This is a genomic window from Sporolactobacillus mangiferae (assembly GCF_023336505.1).
In the GTDB taxonomy this organism is placed as follows: domain Bacteria; phylum Bacillota; class Bacilli; order Bacillales; family Sporolactobacillaceae; genus Sporolactobacillus; species Sporolactobacillus mangiferae.
Map to the genome: position 1 here is coordinate 71,452 of NZ_JAMAST010000008.1, position 15,539 is coordinate 86,990.

Below are 15,539 nucleotides of genomic sequence, written 5' to 3' on the forward strand. Positions count from 1 at the left end.
TATCATTATGGTCACGGAAGACGAAAACGGTGAAAAAGGGGGCATCTGAACATTTGGGTATTTTGAATTTCAGGAGGGAATTCGATGTACTTGTCGTCAACACTTTGCTGGGCGAATGCGGTTGACGAGGTGATGGAACTGGCAGATCGATATGGATTCTCTGGTGTCGAAGTCTGGGCAGAACACATCTGGTATCGGGGGACGGATGAAGCAGCCATTGTGGCAGCCAGTGAACGGTATCATCAAGAGCTGACGCTTCATGCGGCAAGCTGGGATTTAAATTTATGTGCGCTGAACGTCGGTGTGCGCCGCCAGTCAGTACATGAAGTAGAGCGCTCACTTGAGCTTGCCAGCCGCATAGGTGCCGGTCATGTGACCGTGCATCCTGGCCGGGCCACCTTGGCTCATGTTCCGTTCAGTTATGCACACTGGATGAACGAAAGTTTCTGTTACCTGGCGAAACGTGCGGAGCAATTGCATGTGAGGTTGTCGATTGAGCTCATGGAGCAGATTCCGAAGGAGCTAATCACAACGCCTGAAGCCATTAACCGTCTGCTGAGCATGCTTCCTTCATCGGTCACCGCCACTTTCGATATCGCCCATGTCCCCATGGAGGAGGATATTGTGCGTTACTACAGGCGGACCAGCAGAGTCAGCAAAATTCATTTCAGTGATTCAACCGTCGGGTGCTGTCATGTACCACTTGGGAAAGGACAATTGCCGATTCGTTCAATCATGCCGTTTCTGGAATCTGCAGATGTGCCGATCATTTTGGAAGGCTTTGACCTGAGTCCATCGCATGATGTGCTGCATGCAGATCTTGATTTTCTACAGAGTCTTGGCACATCGGTAAGGAGGATTCCGTGTGAAAATACTTGTAAGTAATGATGACGGGATTTTTGCACCCGGACTTGAAGCGCTGGTCACAGTGCTCAAACATCTGGGCGATGTCTGGGTCGCCTGTCCTGATCAGGAGCAAAGTGGTGTGAGTCATTCAATCACGCTTCGCTACCCGATCAAAGCAACGCCACTGAATATTTTTCCGGCCAATGTGCAGGCGTGGGCAGTGAATGGAACACCGGCCGATTGTGTGAAAATGGGCATTGAAGTATTAATGAAGGATCGGCCAGATCTCGTCTTTTCGGGGATTAATCTCGGTCCCAATCTCGGCCGCGATTTATACTATTCGGGCACCATTGCTGCGGCTGTTGAATCAACACTTTATGGAATTCCGGCTGTGGCACTGTCGCTTGCGGCGTTCAATAATCGTGATCTTAATTATCAAAAGATTCAGCAGCTTGTCTATGAAATCAGTGAAATCATTGTGCAAAACTCGATTCCCAGGGACCTTTTTTTAAATGTGAATCTCCCTTATACAACGAAGGAATGCTGTCGTGGTGTGAAAGTCGCGCCGCTGGACCTTTCCGTATCGCGTTATCAGTATGTCGGCATGAACGATCCGTATGGTAATGTTTATTACTGGCTGAAGGACAATTACCAGCAGTTGGACGAGCTGACAAAAGGTGCGGATTTTCTGCATTTGAAGAATGGTTATGTCACGATTACACCGGTTGAAATTAAAAAGAACGGAAAACGAAAAATCGATCAGATCGGTCAGTGGTTTAAACATTTTAACAAAGAAAAGGAGTATTTTATTGATGAAAATCATTAATTATTTAACTGCTGCACTCTTGGTGCTCGTCATGCTATCCGGCTGCGGGACTTCCGCGTCAAATTCTGATTCGTCAGGAAGCAGTGAGAATAAGGTATCCGGAAATCTGACTTTCTATACCTCTCAGCCCGATGCGGATCAACAGAAACTGGTCGCTGCCTTTAACAAAAAGTATCCGGATGTGAAAGTCAATGTCTTTCGATCAGGTACGGAAGACGTGATGAGTAAAATCCAGGCTGAGAAGAAATCCGGAAAAGTTCAGGCCGATGTGCTTTTGCTTGCTGATGCGGTTACCTTCGAAACACTGAAGGATGAGGATCTATTGATGGCTTATAAATCAAAGGAAGCTGTGGATCTGCCAGAAGCATTAGTCGATGCGGACGGTTACTATACCGGTACGAAAGTGATGGCGACGGCGCTTGCGGTCAATACGAAAAAAGTGAAAACAACACCTGATTCCTGGAAGGTGCTGACTGAATCGGAAACGAAGGGACAGGCAGTTATGCCGAGCCCGCTTTACTCCGGCGCTGCAGCTTACAATTTAGGCGTTTTCACTCGTGATGATCAATTAGGCTGGTCATTTTACAAGGATCTGAAAAAAAATCAGATTTCGGTTGTCCAGGGAAATGGTGACGTGCTCAAGGCAGTCGCTTCCGGAAGTAAATCCTATGGCATGGTTGTTGATTTTGTTGTGGCCAATGCGGCAAAACAAGGCTCACCGGTAAAACTTATTTATCCGTCCGAAGGTTCACCGGTGATCACTGAACCGATCGGAATCATCAAGGATACGAAGAATGCAAAGGCAGCCAAAGCGTTCGTTGATTTTGTCCTGTCTGAAGACGGTCAGAAAGTGGCGGCCGAGCTGGGCTATACACCGATCCGTCCAGGCGTTGATGCACCGGAAGGTCTGAAGAGCATTGATGAACTTAAAGTGCTGGACGCAGATATTCAAACACTCAATCAATCAAGAACCGAGGATAAGAATCAATTTACGACTTTGTTCGGCAAGTGAGAAGGGACTGCCTGATCGATGAAATGGATCAAAGCTTTGTTTTTGGGAAAAGGGAGAACGGTGCCGGGAACGGCCAGGTTCTCTTTTCCTATAAGGATTTTTAGTATTCTGTGCTTTGCACTGCTGTTTGTCTGGCCGACACTGCGGCTGGTTGCTCTCGGGTTTACATCGGAAAAAGGACTGACACTGGCAAACTACCAAAAAATTCTTCATGATCCGTACACATGGCGAGTAGTCTGGAACACCATGATGATCAGCGTCGGGTCAACGGCGATTGCGTTTGTACTGGGACTTTTTTTTGCTTGGATGGTCGCTTATGTCAATATCAGAGGCAAGAAATGGATGCAGGTGTTTATTGTTCTGCCCTTTGTTATTCCATCATATATTACGACACTGGCGTGGACACAGCTGTTCAGTGAGAACGGTCTTGTGGCCAGAGCACTCGCGCTGCTTTCCATTCAGGGGCATCCATGGAATCTGTACAGTTATACAGGTATGATCTTTATTCTTGGATTAACGCATTATCCACTGGTCTATTTGTTTACCGTGAATGTGCTGAGACAGATTCCTCGGGAAATGGAGCAAGCCTGCCGGGCGTCGGGGGGATCAAAGGTAACGACCTTCTTTAGGGTCACTTTACCGATGGCGCTTCCAGGCATCGTCAGCGGCACTTTTCTTGCCTTTCTTGCAAGTCTGGATAATTTCGGTATTCCGGCATTTCTTGGTATTCCGGCTCATATCAGCGTGCTCAGTACGCATATCTACCAGCAGATCATTGGATTCGGCCCCGATGCCTTTGCGAGCGCATCCGTTTTTTCGGTGCTCCTTGGAGGTCTCGCGCTGCTTGGCATGCTGTGCCAGTGGTTGTTTCAGCGACGCATGAAAGCGACGGAGACGTCCGTTGCCGACAGGGAACCTCGCTATTTTCCTGCCCGCATGCCAAAAGTGCTGGTGGAAAGCGGTATCTGGCTGTTTTTCCTGGTTACTGCATGCATTCCGTTCGCGGCCATGATGATAACGTCACTCCTTCCGGCCTACGGACTTGAGTTTACTTTGCAGCATTTGAGTTTGCAGAATTATCGTTTTGTTTTGCTGGAAAGCCCTGACACTCAGATGGCGATTCGCAATAGTTTGCGGCTGGCCGCCGTAACGACCGTTATCGGTGCAGTCATCGGAACTTTTTTCGCTTATTTGCAGATACGTAGGCCATCACGGCTGCTGAAGATCAGTGAACTGTTTATTGGACTCCCTTATGCACTGCCGGGAACGGTTATGGCTTTGTCGATGATTTTTGTCTGGATGGAACCGATACCAGGCTGGAATCCGGGTATTTACGGATCAACGCTCATTCTCTTCATCGCCTATTTCACACGCTTTCTGATTCTGCAGGTTCGCGGCAGTACAACGGCCGTGCTGCAAGTCGACGTATCTATGGAAGAAGCGGCACAGGTAAGTGGAGCGTCCTGGTGGCAGAAATGGCGGAAAATCTTAATCCCCTTGCTGCTCCCGGGGATTCTGAACGGGGCGGGACTTGTGTTCCTGACAGCATTGACAGAACTGACCGTGTCTGCGTTGCTCTATTCAGCACAGTCGAAAACAATAAGCGTTGTGATTTTCAGCTATGAGCAGGCGGGATATACAACCTATTCTACTGCTTTTTCAAGTTTAATCATTATACTGCTGATTATTGGTTTTGCCGGTTTATCCATGATTCATTTCTTTTGGAAACGGAAGGTGGGGGTCCATCATGTCGATCTGCATTAAGGAAGTCGGGCGGACGTTTGGCGCGTTCACTGCATTAGACAAGATCAATCTCATCGTTGAGGACGGGGAATTCTTAGCCATACTTGGCCCATCCGGATGCGGGAAAACAACGCTTCTTCGTCTGCTTGCCGGATTTGACGCGCCAACGGCCGGTACGATTGAAATGGATGGCAGGATAGTCGGGAGTCCCAGACATTCGCTTCCCCCGGAACAGCGTAATATCGGCATGGTTTTTCAATCGTTCGCGCTATGGCCGCATATGAATGTACGCAAGCACATAGAATTCTCGCTTTTACACCACCAGTATGTCCGCACAGCGTTAAAAAAGGAGTATAAGCAGCGCACGGACGAAGTTCTGAGGATGATCAAGCTTCAGCATTTCGCTGACCGGATGCCCGCGGAGCTGTCCGGCGGCCAGAAACAGCGGGTTGCTCTTGGCCGGGCGATTGCGCCGCAACCCAAGCTGCTGCTGATGGACGAGCCGCTCAGCAGTCTCGATGCGGAGCTCAGAATTGCCATGCGCGGCGAGTTACAGGACATACATCGTCTGACCGGTGCAACAATTATTTATGTTACTCATGATCAGAGCGAGGCACTGGCGATGGCGGATCGTATGGTGGTCATGAATCGCGGTACGGTCGAACAAATCGGCACGCCGAAAGAGATCTATATGCATCCGAAAACGGATTTTGTTGCCCGTTTTGTCGGGAAGGCCAACCTGATTAAAGGAACCTGGACGGGTAAGACTTTTTCTCCGGATGAAGCACCGGACAGCCGGTGGCCGGATCCTGGCGTTTCTGAACTGTTGAAGAAACAAGCTGTCTATCCGGCCAGGCCGGAACAGCTTGCACTCAGTCGCGCATCTTCGGGCATTCCGGCTACAGTGACCAATGTCCAGTATCAGGGAAAAGAAATTCATTATACTGTCCGCACAAACGGAGGCATCTGGCGAGTGGATACGGATCTTTCTCAAAACTATGATATGGGCGATTCGGTCTTTCTGAAACTTAAATCAACATATGACCTCAGCGCAGAAATGTAGCAGGAAAACAATTGAAAAAGCAGATCACGGTCAGAAAATAATTGTTGAAAATAGATTGATGCTTCGGTTTCTAAGTGCCAGATTCAATGTTCTAATCATTCTTACAAAAAGAATCGGCTTAAGTCTTAAGGATGAATACTCGTTATGTGCAACGGAAAATGAAAGAACTATTCGCCGATCGAGTGCGAAGCGCACGGCCATGCGCAGCTGATGAAATGTGAGCTGGAACGGTTCAGCAAAATCATTTAAGCTCTTTTCGTTTTTGCTCGTTACAAAAACGCGCGCAACATTGCAGGCTTCGAGAATGTTGCGGCACAGATTGATAAAAAGCCACATGAGATACATTTGAACGTTTGGTTTCATGCAGTATTGGTTCTTCACAGAAATCCCACCTTGTTTAAATTATAATAAAAAGCCGCTCATCCGATTGTGGATGGGCGGCTTTGCCTGAACCCATCCAACGCGAAGCTGGGTCCAAGCATTCGTTAAGTTGTCAACGGATGCCGGGACCCTAGCTAATAATAATAATGGCTTTAACCATGCGTTGTAATGGGCGATTCATAGTAAATTGCTCCTTACCTGAATTATCAATTTTTTTAGTACCGTAACTATAGCACCGCCGGAAATCTCTGTCAATAATAAATTTACGCAAATTATTGATTACGTTGATCACATGCGGGTTTGCTTGCTGATCAAAAAATTTTTTTGGGTCATTTTCTTCCATAAGTGCGCCTAAAAACCCTGAGGTAAAATTCAAAAAAGGGGGTTGACTGAATTTTTTAAAGTGATTAACATTTGTGCCAACCCCAAAAAATGCCACTTGCGGATGTGAAAATCCGATGAGGTATCAAAGGGTTTTGAGACGAAAAATACAGAGAAGGCTGAAGGTCTCAGAAACAAAGGCTGATACAGAAAAAGAGAGGAGGAACCCTAAGTGACCGAAAAAACGGAAATGTGCGCAGAAACAGGTGCTGACTTATTGATTCGTTTGATCCGACAGTCGGGAACGGACGTACTTTTTGGTTATCCGGGAGGCGCGGTATTGCCCCTCTATGATGCGGTTTATCGCCACCATATGCGCCACGTGCTTGCCCGGCATGAACAGGGGGCGGTGCACGCTGCCGAAGGATATGCCCGTGTTTCGGGGAAACCGGGTGTGGTCCTTGCGACAAGCGGCCCAGGCGCGACAAATTTGGTTACAGGATTGATGGACGCATTGATTGATTCGTTGCCGCTTGTTGTTTTTACCGGACAGGTGACGCGGCAGGCGATTAACACCGACGCGTTTCAGGAAGCGGATGTCATCGGAATTACCGGATCGGCAACGAAGCACAATTTTCGCGTCCGACAAGCAAGCGAGCTTCCCGAGGTGGTTGCCAAAGCTTTTTTCTTGGCGACAAGCGGGCGTCCGGGACCGATTTTGGTTGATCTGCCGAAGGATATTTGCGCGGGACGGCTGGAAAACATGCCGGATCTGGCATTTGATCTCCGGCTCCCCGGCTATCATGTACCGAACAAGGCAGATATCCGCATGGTGCGTCGGGTCGCTGAAGCACTTAAGAAGGCCGAATGTCCAGTATTGCTGTCCGGAGCAGGTGTGGTTCATAGCCATGCGGCGGGAAAATTGCGGCAATTTGCTGAAACATGTCATTTACCGGTGGTGACGACATTCCTTGGTCTTGGCAGTATTCCGGCATCGCACCCGCTTTTTCTTGGAATGGGCGGGATGCATGGAACATTTGCCGCTAATATGGCACTTTCCGAATGCGATCTACTGCTCAATATCGGCTCGCGTTTCGATGACCGGCTGACCGGGAATCTTGAAAAATTCGCCCCGAATGCCCAAGTGGCGCATATCGATATTGATGCATCGGAAATTGGCAAGGTGGTGCACACCGACTATGGCCTGGTTGGCGATGCTGGTACGGTTCTTGATCAGTTGCAGAATGCTTTACAAGAACCACTGCCGAATCACCGCGACTGGATGAATCATTTGCACGGCTACGCGGATAGCCATCCGCTCCATTATGTTCAAGCCAGTCGGGAATTGTTACCGCAATACGTGATTGAACAGATTTGCCGTTTTACCGGTCCTGATGCCATTGTCGCGACTGATGTCGGACAGCACCAGATGTGGGCGGCTCAATATTACCGTTTCGAAGAGCCGAACCGTTTTGTCAGCTCGGGAGGACTCGGAACCATGGGCTTCGGTCTTCCGGCTGCCATCGGTGCCCAGATTGCTTGTCCACAGAAAAAAGTTGTAGCAATTCTTGGCGACGGTGGCTTCCAAATGACACTGCAGGAGCTCGCGGTCATTGCGGAACGCAAGCTGCCAGTGAAAATTTTTATCCTGAACAATCATACGCTGGGTATGGTTCGGCAATGGCAAGAATCTTTTTATGGAGAACGCTATGCGGAATCAATTCCTGAAATGCAGCCTGATTTTGTTCGGCTTACGGAAAGCTATGGAGTTTCAGCTCACCGGCTGACTGATCCGTCCGGTGCGGCTGCAATGATTGAATCGGCGCTTTTGACTGATGCGCCGGCACTTGTCGATTGTGTTGTGAAGCAGATGGAAAATGTTACGCCGATGGTTCCTCCTGGCAAAGGCCTAATGGAAATGGCGGGGGTGTGAATCAATGAGACAGACTGTATCAGTAGAAACAGCGGCGAATCCCGATGTGTTGACGCGGGTAACGATGCTGCTTGGACGCGGCAATTTGTCGATTGTAGGAATGAACGCGGAACACAAGGGCAAGCACTTTCACATGTGCCTGGAATTGTCGGCGGAGACTGAGTACCAGTTTCGTCGTTTCGTTCGTCAAGCGGAAAAGCTGGTAGATGTATACGCTGTTGCGCTAAGCATCCCAAAAGTATCATCGATGGATACGACTAATTAAAAATATTTAATTATTGGCAATAAAACAAAAATAGATAGGGGATACGAAAATGACAGCGAAAGTTTACTATGACAAAGATATCAATGAAAATGTATTGCGCGGAAAGAAAATAGCGGTTCTTGGTTACGGTTCGCAAGGGCACTCGCAGGCTCAGAACCTGCGTGACAGCGGATTTTCTGTGACAATTGGTGTGAGGCCAGGCAAATCTTGGGATAAAGCACAGCGCGACGGGTTTCCGGTAAAAAGTGTCAAGGAGGCAGCTGCTGAGGCTGATGTTGTGATGATGCTGCTCCCCGACGAACGTCAGCCGGAGGTCTATTACAGTGAAGTTCAAGAGGGACTGGAACCGGGAAATGCTCTTGCTTTCTCACATGGTTTCAATATTCACTTCACTCAGATCCTTCCACCAAAGGATGTCGATGTATTCATGGTCGCGCCAAAAGGTCCCGGTCACTTTTGCCGCCGCGAATATCTGAATGGTGGCGGTGTTCCGGCTTTCTACGCGGTTGAACAGAATCCGTCCGGCGAAGCAGAAGACCTGGCACTTGCCTGGGCAAAAGGTCTTGGCGCGGCTCGTGCGGGTGTCCTTAAAACCACATTCAAAGAAGAGACGGAAACCGATCTGTTTGGTGAACAAGCCGTGCTGATGGGCGGTCTGACTCACTTGATCGAAGCCGCATTCGAAACGCTCGTTGAAGCGGGCTATCAGCCGGAAAATGCCTATTTTGAAACCTGTCACGAGATGAAAATGCTCACCGATCTGATCTATGAAAACGGTCTGACCGGGATGCGCTATTCTTGCTCCGATACATCCAAGTTCGGTGATTTCACCGTCGGTCGCTATGTCATCGATGATAGTGTCAAAGCCCGGATGAAAAAAGTCCTCGAAAATATCCAATCCGGCAAATTTGCTCGCGACTGGGTACTTGAAAACAAAGTCGGCCGCCCAATGTTCAATGCGCTTCAGCAAAAGGAAAACAATTCGGAACTCGAACGTGTGGGCCGCGAGCTGCGCAAACTGATGCCGTTCGTCAAGGCAGGCAAGGAAGACAGTGAAGACATTACAGCCAATGTTGCACAATAAATCGTTGGTGCAATCCGAATCACAACTGAAAGGGTGAAGTCCATTGGGGATTATGTGTCGGCGGCGGATATAGCGGAGGCGCGCGAAATACTGACGCCTGTTGTTCATCGGACACCGATGATCGAGTCGGCAACCTTGAACCGTATCAGCGGAGCACATCTGCATTTGAAACTGGAAAATATGCAGCGAACCGGGTCTTTTAAACTGCGGGGCGCATTTAATAAAATGGCTCATCTGTCAGCAAGAGAACTGAATCGTGGTATTGTGACCGCATCTGCGGGCAACCATGCCCAGGGAATTGCTTATGCGGCAGCAAAACGCGGAGCATTGGCAAAAATTTTTATGCCGGAGCGCACCCCACAGGCGAAAATTCAAGCGACTGCTGGTTATGGCGCAGAGGTTGTGCTTGCCGGTGCATCGTATCAGGAAGCGTATGAGACGGCACGTGCCGAATGTCAAACGCATCAATCTGTTTTTGTCCATGCGTTTGATGATAATCAGGTAATCGCAGGGCAAGGAACCGTTGCCGCAGAAATGCTCGCTCAATGTTCTGAACTTGACATGGTGCTTGTGCCGATCGGTGGTGGCGGACTTGCTGCCGGAACGGTTTGCTATTTGAAAAGTGTTAAGCCCGGCATCCGTGTTATTGGTGTTCAATCCGATCACGCACCGGCGGCATATAACCTTTTTCACCGTGCTAGGAAGCAGCCAAACCACCAATCACCGGGCATAGCCGAAGGGATTCTCGTTGATAAACCAGGTGAACGTACCGTTCCTGTTCTGAGGCATTATCTTGATGATCTGGTAACCGTTACAGATTCGGAGATTGCCCAGGCGATGCTCCTGATGCTCGAACGCAGCAAGTTGCTCGTCGAGGGTGCCGGTGCTGCCGCGCTTGGGGCAGTGCTTTCTGAAACGGTACCTGTGCAAGGAAGGCACATTGGTTTGATTGTCAGCGGCGGCAACGCGGACACGGGGGGACTGGCGCTGCTCAAACAAATGGCCTCAGGTGTGAGCCGTAATGTCTGCAAATTGTGAAAGGGGGAACAAGGTATGATCATTGATGCGCAAAAGATTAGTTGGGTACGTGCGGATCATACGGTTCTTCAGAATATAGATTGGCAGGTGCGCGAAGGCGAACACTGGTCGCTGATCGGTCTGAACGGTTCGGGGAAATCTACTCTGCTGAAGATGATCAACGGCTATATCTGGCCGACGAGCGGCAGCCTTGCTGTACTGGGCAACCCCTTCGGCACCGTCGATCTGCGTGAGCTGCGACGGAAAATCGGCTGGGTAAGCGCATCGCTTTCAGAGAAAATCAGGGTAGATGAATGCCCGGAATCGATTGTGCTTAGCGGCAAGTTTGCTTCAATTGGTTTATATGTGCGAACGTCGTCCGCCGAACGTGAAAGGGCGCACGACTTATTACACAAGCTCGGCTGTACATCCTTTGAAAATCGGCCGTTCGGGCTGCTGTCGCAAGGCGAGAAGCAGCGCGTGCTGATCGCGCGTGCATTAATGGCAGCTCCTCGGCTGCTGATTCTAGACGAACCGTGCAACGGACTTGATCTGTTCGCCCGGGAGCGGCTGCTGTCGCTGGTTGCTGAGCTGGCCGGATCGCCCGAGGCACCGACCATAATCTTCGTGACGCACCACGTCGACGAAATTCTCCCATGTTTTGCGCATACACTGCTGCTTAAGGCAGGAACGGTTTATAAGGCGGGGGCGGCAAGGGAGGTGCTGACGCCGGAAATTATGACCGATTTTTATGATCGTCGTGTAACGGTGTTGCAGCAAAACGGTCGTCTTTCCATCGCATTAACCTTTTAATCAGTAATTTAATTGTTATGAGCATCTTTGCATTCTCTTCTAACTCTGGTGAATTTTAACTTGCTTGTCGCTTAAGATGAGCAAGTTTTTTGCTTAGGAAATTAATAAAATATTCTGGACTTCGCGCGTGAAAGCATCCTTAATGGCTTTTTTGAATCCTGTCTTCAATTAACCGACAAAGAGGTGGACCGATTGATGACCGAAGCAAAAAAATGCCCGAAGCAACCTGTGAAGAAGCTGCGATTTTTTTGGCCAAAAGACTTTCCTTTCTTGCGTTGGCAAACTGCGGCGTTTTCAAGCCCTGCCTGATGTGCGGTGAAACATCGGCACAACGCGAAATTTGTTCAAAGGAAATGGAATATGCAAAATAATATTTGGAACAACGAACGGATAATTGATTACTTTCTGAAAGTGATCGTAGTCTGTTTTTCCAGCGAACTGGAAGGAGAGGTGACAATTTTAGCACCAGTTGTCTTCAGTTATATCAATTGGGCAACATAAGTGACGGCAGTTGTTGTTAATCGAACAGGCTGCCCCGCACGGCTTATTGTAAAGTCAAGCAGTTTGCTATGTGAGTCAATCATTTTCCAGCCCTGACTGTAAACCTGATTTAATTCCTCAAGTAATTTGCAGGTTGGAAGGTTGAGTTCCATAGTTACATCAAGTGGCTGGTTTGTCTCAACAAGACGCTCTTCCATATTAGAGTTAATGATCAAACAATTAATGCCGTTGTGCTTAGTGCCTTTTACTATTTGTTGCAGAACATATCTAAAATCGTCGATAGTGGCAACATGCTCTAAGCTGGAAACAGCAATAATATAATCGTAGCCGTTGGGTTCAATCGGAAAGTCGACGAGGTCCGATTGAATCGGTTTAATTTTTTCTTTGACGCCATAGCTTTGACTGTAGCGCCTTAAATGGTTGATCGCTGAGTCAAGTAAATCAACGCAAACCACTTCACCATCGCGGATCTTTTGCGCGATCGGAATACTGTTTCGCCCGACGCCGCTGCCCAGATCTAAAACGCGCACAAAATCCTTATTTTTGAGAACCTTGAGCTGCTCCATGACTGTTGAAACCGGCATATAAAGCCAAGAACCTTTTTCAAAAAGTTTATTGTGGTCATAGCAATAATCGTGGTAATCTTTCTCTGATTTTCTAATTACTTCAATTCGATTCATTGTCGCACCTCATTAATAGATTCTGCCTAATAGCCCATTGCCGTCTTGACGGTCTCCATTTGCTCGGTTGATGTAAGGGCTTCAAGAAGCTTAAACGCTACACCGGGGGCGGTTTCCGGACAATAAGAAGTGATGATTTTTTTATACTATAAGAAAGTTTAAAATTCAGCGGATTATAGTATAAGTGCAACTAAGCCTTTACCTTCGCCAGAGGCCTGGCAAAGCCAAGTTTTCTAATCAATCACGATTGGTTCGTCCACGACTTTTGCTCCCATTGCGCTAAGTTGAGCTTGGCGTTTGCCGTCACCTAAATGATAGGTGGTTGCGTGCCGTCCGGTAAGTATCCCGCTTTTTCCTAAGGGAAGTGCACCGACACATATCGCAGCGATCCATTTTCTGCTTTCATGGAACGCACGGATCAGAGACAGGAAGCGTGCGTCATAGGCTTCTTCATAGAATCCGTATTCCTCAAATCCTCCGGGAACAGCGAGCGCATCGTAGTCATTTATGTTCACTTCATCAATGGTCTTATCGACAAGTACAGGGATATGAAAGCTGCTCATTACTTTTTTCCTAAAACCACAGGTGGACACGGATACATCATACCCATAATCATTCCTTGCCCAGCCAAATACGTCGACAAAGGGACTGAATTCCATTGTTTCAAAGCCCTGTGCCATGAAAAGTAAGATCTTCATCGTAACCTCCTGAAAACTGGTTTTACTGAACCTGAGCCGTGCTGTTGTGTTGTGGAAACTATCATCATTTTACCGCAAAGTTGCCTTTTTGGATTGAAAAGGAAAGGTTGGATGCACAACTCACAACTAGCTTCTAAAGGGGATTTTCGTGCAGAAAACAGTGCCTTATCTATGATTTAATCATTAAGAGTAAAACAAATCACCTATTACTTCTGATTGATAAGCTGCTTGCGATCATTGAAAAAGCTTCGATAGGCAAGGTAACAGGAAAGAAAAGAGGCAATGGCAGTCGTTGAGAGCAGCATGAATGTAACCATGATCTGATATTTGATCGCCTCCATTGGTGATGTGCCTGCAAGAATCAGCCCGGTCATCATGCCCGGAAGTGAAACGATCCCAAGCGTTTTCGCTGAATCGATGGTTGGCAGCATACCGGTCTTTATGGCATCACGGATGATCTCCTTGGATGAGCGCAGCGGATCAGCGCCTAAAGCAAGCTTGGTCTCGATTTCATCGCGTTTGTGCCTGAAATCAGCGGTTATCTGCTTGTAGCACAGGCCGAGTGCGACCATCGCATTGCTGATGATCATACCGCCGATCGGGATCATCTGATTGGGTTCATACTTGATGATGCCGGACAGGATCAGGATGAATAGTGTGACAAGGGTACCGGCGCTGATGGAGAAAAAAGAAATCGTCAGCCCGTGTTTAATGGTTTTTCCACGTTTCGCAGCATTATAAGATGCGTTAAAGGTCATAAACAGGAGCAATAGCGTCGTAAAAGCCGGATTTTTATAGCCGAAGACAAAGTCGAGTATATAGCCGACCGCAACCAGCTGGACAACGGCGCGGATGACGCTGATGATCGTCTCTTTTTCCAGCTTCAGCTTTTGCCAATACGAGAAAAAAAGAGTAACAGCCACAAGTAATGAAGCGATCAACAGAGAAGTCACATGAATCGTTGCGGAGCCATTCATCGAATCGCCTCCAATGTCCGAATTTCTCCATTATCAATTGTGAGCACTTTATTGGCATGGCGTCTGCTTTGCTCGGGGTTATGTGTGATCCACAGGACGGTCATTCCTTTGTCATGAAGCGATGCGATCACTTGCTCGACAATGGCTGTATTGGTAACGTCGAGTGCCGATGTTACTTCATCGAGCAGCAAAATCTCAGGCGTAAACAGCAGACTGCGGATCAGTGCAATGCGCTGCTTCTCTCCTCCAGATAAATTTTTGATGTCTTTCTGCAGATATTCCGTTGTCATTTGAAACGAAGAAAAAAGCGCCTCTACCCGTGCGTGATCAACGGATGTGTTTCGGATCACATAGGGAAATGCGATATTATCGAGAACCCGCTCGCCAAATAGATACGGTGTCTGGAAGCAATAAGCAATTTTTTTCCTTAAAGTCGTTGCTTCAATGGTCTCAATAGCCTGTCCGTGAAAGGTGAGGGTGCCGCCGGTCGGACTGATAAGATGGCAGCACAGTTTGAGAAAGGTGCTTTTGCCGCTTCCTGACGGACCCACAATCGATACAAAATCGCCGGCATCAATTGATACGGAAAGATCTCTGAGAATGGTTTTATCTCCGTTTTTGAAAAATACATGATTAAATTCAAGTAAAGACACAGGTTCACCGCCGTTTCCCTTTTCGCAGAAAGGAATATATTGTCGCTTCTATTTTAGTCTTTTTTTGCGCGATAAGCACGAACGGGATACACTGCTTAATCCACGGTGTACACAAAGGTCGGCGGTTCCACGACATAGCGTTCTGCAGACTCGGCTTCTGCCCTTGTTTGCTGAACGGTGCCGAAGGGATGCTGAGGAGGTGCGTAGATGGAATACAATTTGATCGGTACATGACCAGTGTTCACTAAGTTATGCCATGTTCCTGCAGGGATTATGAAGGCAAAATCACGGGATACCGGCTGCTGGAAATCGAGCTGGCTTTTCTGCCTGCCCATCATCACTTGCCCCTGTCCGTCTTCAATACGTATAAACTGATCCAGGTGCGGATGAATTTCCAGACCGATATCCTCGCCGGGATTAATGCTCATCAATGTCACCTGCAAATGTTTTCCCGTCCATAATGCGCGGCGATAGGCCTGGTTCTGCTTTGCCGCCTGTTCAATATTCACAGCAAACGGGTTCGGCCCATAATCTTTAAAAGGCAGCGCTGATGGTCCTTCAGATCGCGCGGAATAGCCAACAGTTCTCGGTTGTGAATAGGGATAACCTGAGGGACCTCTAAAGGGATACGGATTCCCGGGGTACGGATACATAAAAATCAATCCTTTCATAGGCTAAGATCATCATAATATATGTATGCGAGGCACAGACTGTGTCTCTTAGAAC

At 48.1% G+C, this 15,539-nt stretch carries 17 protein-coding genes; 10 read left to right on the forward strand and 7 right to left on the reverse strand.

The annotated features are described in order from the left end of the window. Positions 1-84 precede the first annotated feature (84 nt). The 5 genes from M3N64_RS08595 to M3N64_RS08615 are packed head-to-tail and all read left to right on the forward strand — an operon-like array spanning position 85 to position 5,490. A complete protein-coding gene (locus tag M3N64_RS08595) occupies positions 85-885 on the forward strand; it encodes a sugar phosphate isomerase/epimerase family protein (RefSeq protein ID WP_249101116.1) in 801 nt (266 codons plus the stop codon). Further along, on the forward strand, positions 866-1,672 hold the full coding sequence (gene surE, locus M3N64_RS08600; protein ID WP_249101120.1) for a 5'/3'-nucleotidase SurE: 807 nt from the start codon (positions 866-868) through the stop codon (positions 1,670-1,672). Before M3N64_RS08595 ends, surE begins: the two co-directional genes overlap by 20 nt. After that, on the forward strand, positions 1,659-2,684 hold the full coding sequence (locus tag M3N64_RS08605) for an ABC transporter substrate-binding protein (protein ID WP_249101124.1): 1,026 nt from the start codon (positions 1,659-1,661) through the stop codon (positions 2,682-2,684). The genes surE and M3N64_RS08605 overlap by 14 nt, the downstream gene beginning before the upstream one ends. An 18-nt stretch (positions 2,685-2,702) precedes the next feature. Then, positions 2,703-4,448: an ABC transporter permease gene (locus tag M3N64_RS08610; protein ID WP_249101127.1), complete on the forward strand. Its 1,746-nt coding sequence runs from the start codon at positions 2,703-2,705 to the stop codon at positions 4,446-4,448. Next, entirely contained in the window at positions 4,432-5,490 is a 1,059-nt protein-coding gene (locus tag M3N64_RS08615) for an ABC transporter ATP-binding protein (RefSeq protein WP_249101129.1), read from the forward strand. Before M3N64_RS08610 ends, M3N64_RS08615 begins: the two co-directional genes overlap by 17 nt. Before the next feature lie 30 nt (positions 5,491-5,520). Here the strand turns inward: M3N64_RS08615 and M3N64_RS08620 are convergent, their stop codons facing one another. Together M3N64_RS08620 and M3N64_RS08625 are read right to left on the reverse strand one after the other, a co-directional pair. After that, positions 5,521-5,871, reverse strand: a complete 351-nt coding sequence (locus M3N64_RS08620) for a hypothetical protein (RefSeq protein WP_249101132.1) — start codon at positions 5,869-5,871, stop codon at positions 5,521-5,523. Positions 5,872-6,001: 130 nt separating this feature from the next. Further along, entirely contained in the window at positions 6,002-6,310 is a 309-nt protein-coding gene (locus tag M3N64_RS08625; protein WP_249101136.1) for a hypothetical protein, read from the reverse strand. A 132-nt stretch (positions 6,311-6,442) separates the two neighbouring features. On the opposite strand from M3N64_RS08625, the gene ilvB reads away from it, so the two are divergent. The 5 genes from ilvB to M3N64_RS08650 are packed head-to-tail and all read left to right on the forward strand — an operon-like array spanning position 6,443 to position 11,304. After that, positions 6,443-8,125: a biosynthetic-type acetolactate synthase large subunit gene (ilvB, locus tag M3N64_RS08630; RefSeq protein WP_249101183.1), complete on the forward strand. Its 1,683-nt coding sequence runs from the start codon at positions 6,443-6,445 to the stop codon at positions 8,123-8,125. Positions 8,126-8,129: 4 nt separating this feature from the next. Then, a complete protein-coding gene (locus M3N64_RS08635; protein WP_249101138.1) occupies positions 8,130-8,390 on the forward strand; it encodes an ACT domain-containing protein in 261 nt (86 codons plus the stop codon). A gap of 49 nt (positions 8,391-8,439) precedes the next feature. Further along, on the forward strand, positions 8,440-9,474 hold the full coding sequence (ilvC, locus tag M3N64_RS08640; protein ID WP_249101142.1) for a ketol-acid reductoisomerase: 1,035 nt from the start codon (positions 8,440-8,442) through the stop codon (positions 9,472-9,474). A 33-nt stretch (positions 9,475-9,507) separates the two neighbouring features. Further along, positions 9,508-10,512, forward strand: a complete 1,005-nt coding sequence (locus tag M3N64_RS08645) for a threonine ammonia-lyase (RefSeq protein ID WP_249101146.1) — start codon at positions 9,508-9,510, stop codon at positions 10,510-10,512. 15 nt (positions 10,513-10,527) lie between these two features. Continuing rightward, on the forward strand, positions 10,528-11,304 hold the full coding sequence (locus M3N64_RS08650) for an ABC transporter ATP-binding protein (protein WP_249101149.1): 777 nt from the start codon (positions 10,528-10,530) through the stop codon (positions 11,302-11,304). Between the two features lie 479 nt (positions 11,305-11,783). Here M3N64_RS08650 and M3N64_RS08655 read toward each other — a convergent pair whose 3' ends face one another. The 5 genes from M3N64_RS08655 to M3N64_RS08675 form a co-directional block, all read right to left on the reverse strand. After that, the gene (locus tag M3N64_RS08655) at positions 11,784-12,485 is read right to left on the reverse strand and encodes a class I SAM-dependent methyltransferase (protein ID WP_249101152.1); all 702 of its coding nucleotides are present in this window, start codon (positions 12,483-12,485) and stop codon (positions 11,784-11,786) included. Between the two features lie 233 nt (positions 12,486-12,718). Beyond that, complete coding sequence (locus tag M3N64_RS08660; RefSeq protein WP_249101154.1) at positions 12,719-13,183, reverse strand: DJ-1/PfpI family protein; 465 nt, start codon at positions 13,181-13,183, stop codon at positions 12,719-12,721. Between the two features lie 206 nt (positions 13,184-13,389). Continuing rightward, positions 13,390-14,160 (reverse strand): ABC transporter permease, encoded by a 771-nt coding sequence (locus M3N64_RS08665; RefSeq protein ID WP_249101157.1) that lies wholly within the window; start codon positions 14,158-14,160, stop codon positions 13,390-13,392. Next, positions 14,157-14,813, reverse strand: coding sequence for an ABC transporter ATP-binding protein (locus M3N64_RS08670; protein ID WP_249101160.1), 657 nt, complete (start codon positions 14,811-14,813; stop codon positions 14,157-14,159). The genes M3N64_RS08665 and M3N64_RS08670 overlap by 4 nt, the downstream gene beginning before the upstream one ends. A 95-nt stretch (positions 14,814-14,908) precedes the next feature. Then, positions 14,909-15,484, reverse strand: coding sequence for a cupin domain-containing protein (locus tag M3N64_RS08675; protein WP_249101162.1), 576 nt, complete (start codon positions 15,482-15,484; stop codon positions 14,909-14,911). Between the last annotated feature and the right edge of the window lie 55 nt (positions 15,485-15,539).

Coding starts and splice junctions, on each gene's coding strand:
- M3N64_RS08595 (WP_249101116.1), top strand. CDS start 85: ATGTACTTGTCGTCAACACTTTGCTGGGCGAATGCGGTTGACGAGGTG.
- M3N64_RS08605 (WP_249101124.1), top strand. CDS start 1,659: ATGAAAATCATTAATTATTTAACTGCTGCACTCTTGGTGCTCGTCATG.
- M3N64_RS08610 (WP_249101127.1), top strand. CDS start 2,703: ATGAAATGGATCAAAGCTTTGTTTTTGGGAAAAGGGAGAACGGTGCCG.
- M3N64_RS08615 (WP_249101129.1), top strand. CDS start 4,432: ATGTCGATCTGCATTAAGGAAGTCGGGCGGACGTTTGGCGCGTTCACT.
- ilvB (WP_249101183.1), top strand. CDS start 6,443: ATGTGCGCAGAAACAGGTGCTGACTTATTGATTCGTTTGATCCGACAG.
- M3N64_RS08635 (WP_249101138.1), top strand. CDS start 8,130: ATGAGACAGACTGTATCAGTAGAAACAGCGGCGAATCCCGATGTGTTG.
- ilvC (WP_249101142.1), top strand. CDS start 8,440: ATGACAGCGAAAGTTTACTATGACAAAGATATCAATGAAAATGTATTG.
- M3N64_RS08650 (WP_249101149.1), top strand. CDS start 10,528: ATGATCATTGATGCGCAAAAGATTAGTTGGGTACGTGCGGATCATACG.
- M3N64_RS08655 (WP_249101152.1), bottom strand. CDS start 12,485: ATGAATCGAATTGAAGTAATTAGAAAATCAGAGAAAGATTACCACGAT.
- M3N64_RS08660 (WP_249101154.1), bottom strand. CDS start 13,183: ATGAAGATCTTACTTTTCATGGCACAGGGCTTTGAAACAATGGAATTC.
- M3N64_RS08665 (WP_249101157.1), bottom strand. CDS start 14,160: ATGAATGGCTCCGCAACGATTCATGTGACTTCTCTGTTGATCGCTTCA.
- M3N64_RS08675 (WP_249101162.1), bottom strand. CDS start 15,484: ATGAAAGGATTGATTTTTATGTATCCGTACCCCGGGAATCCGTATCCC.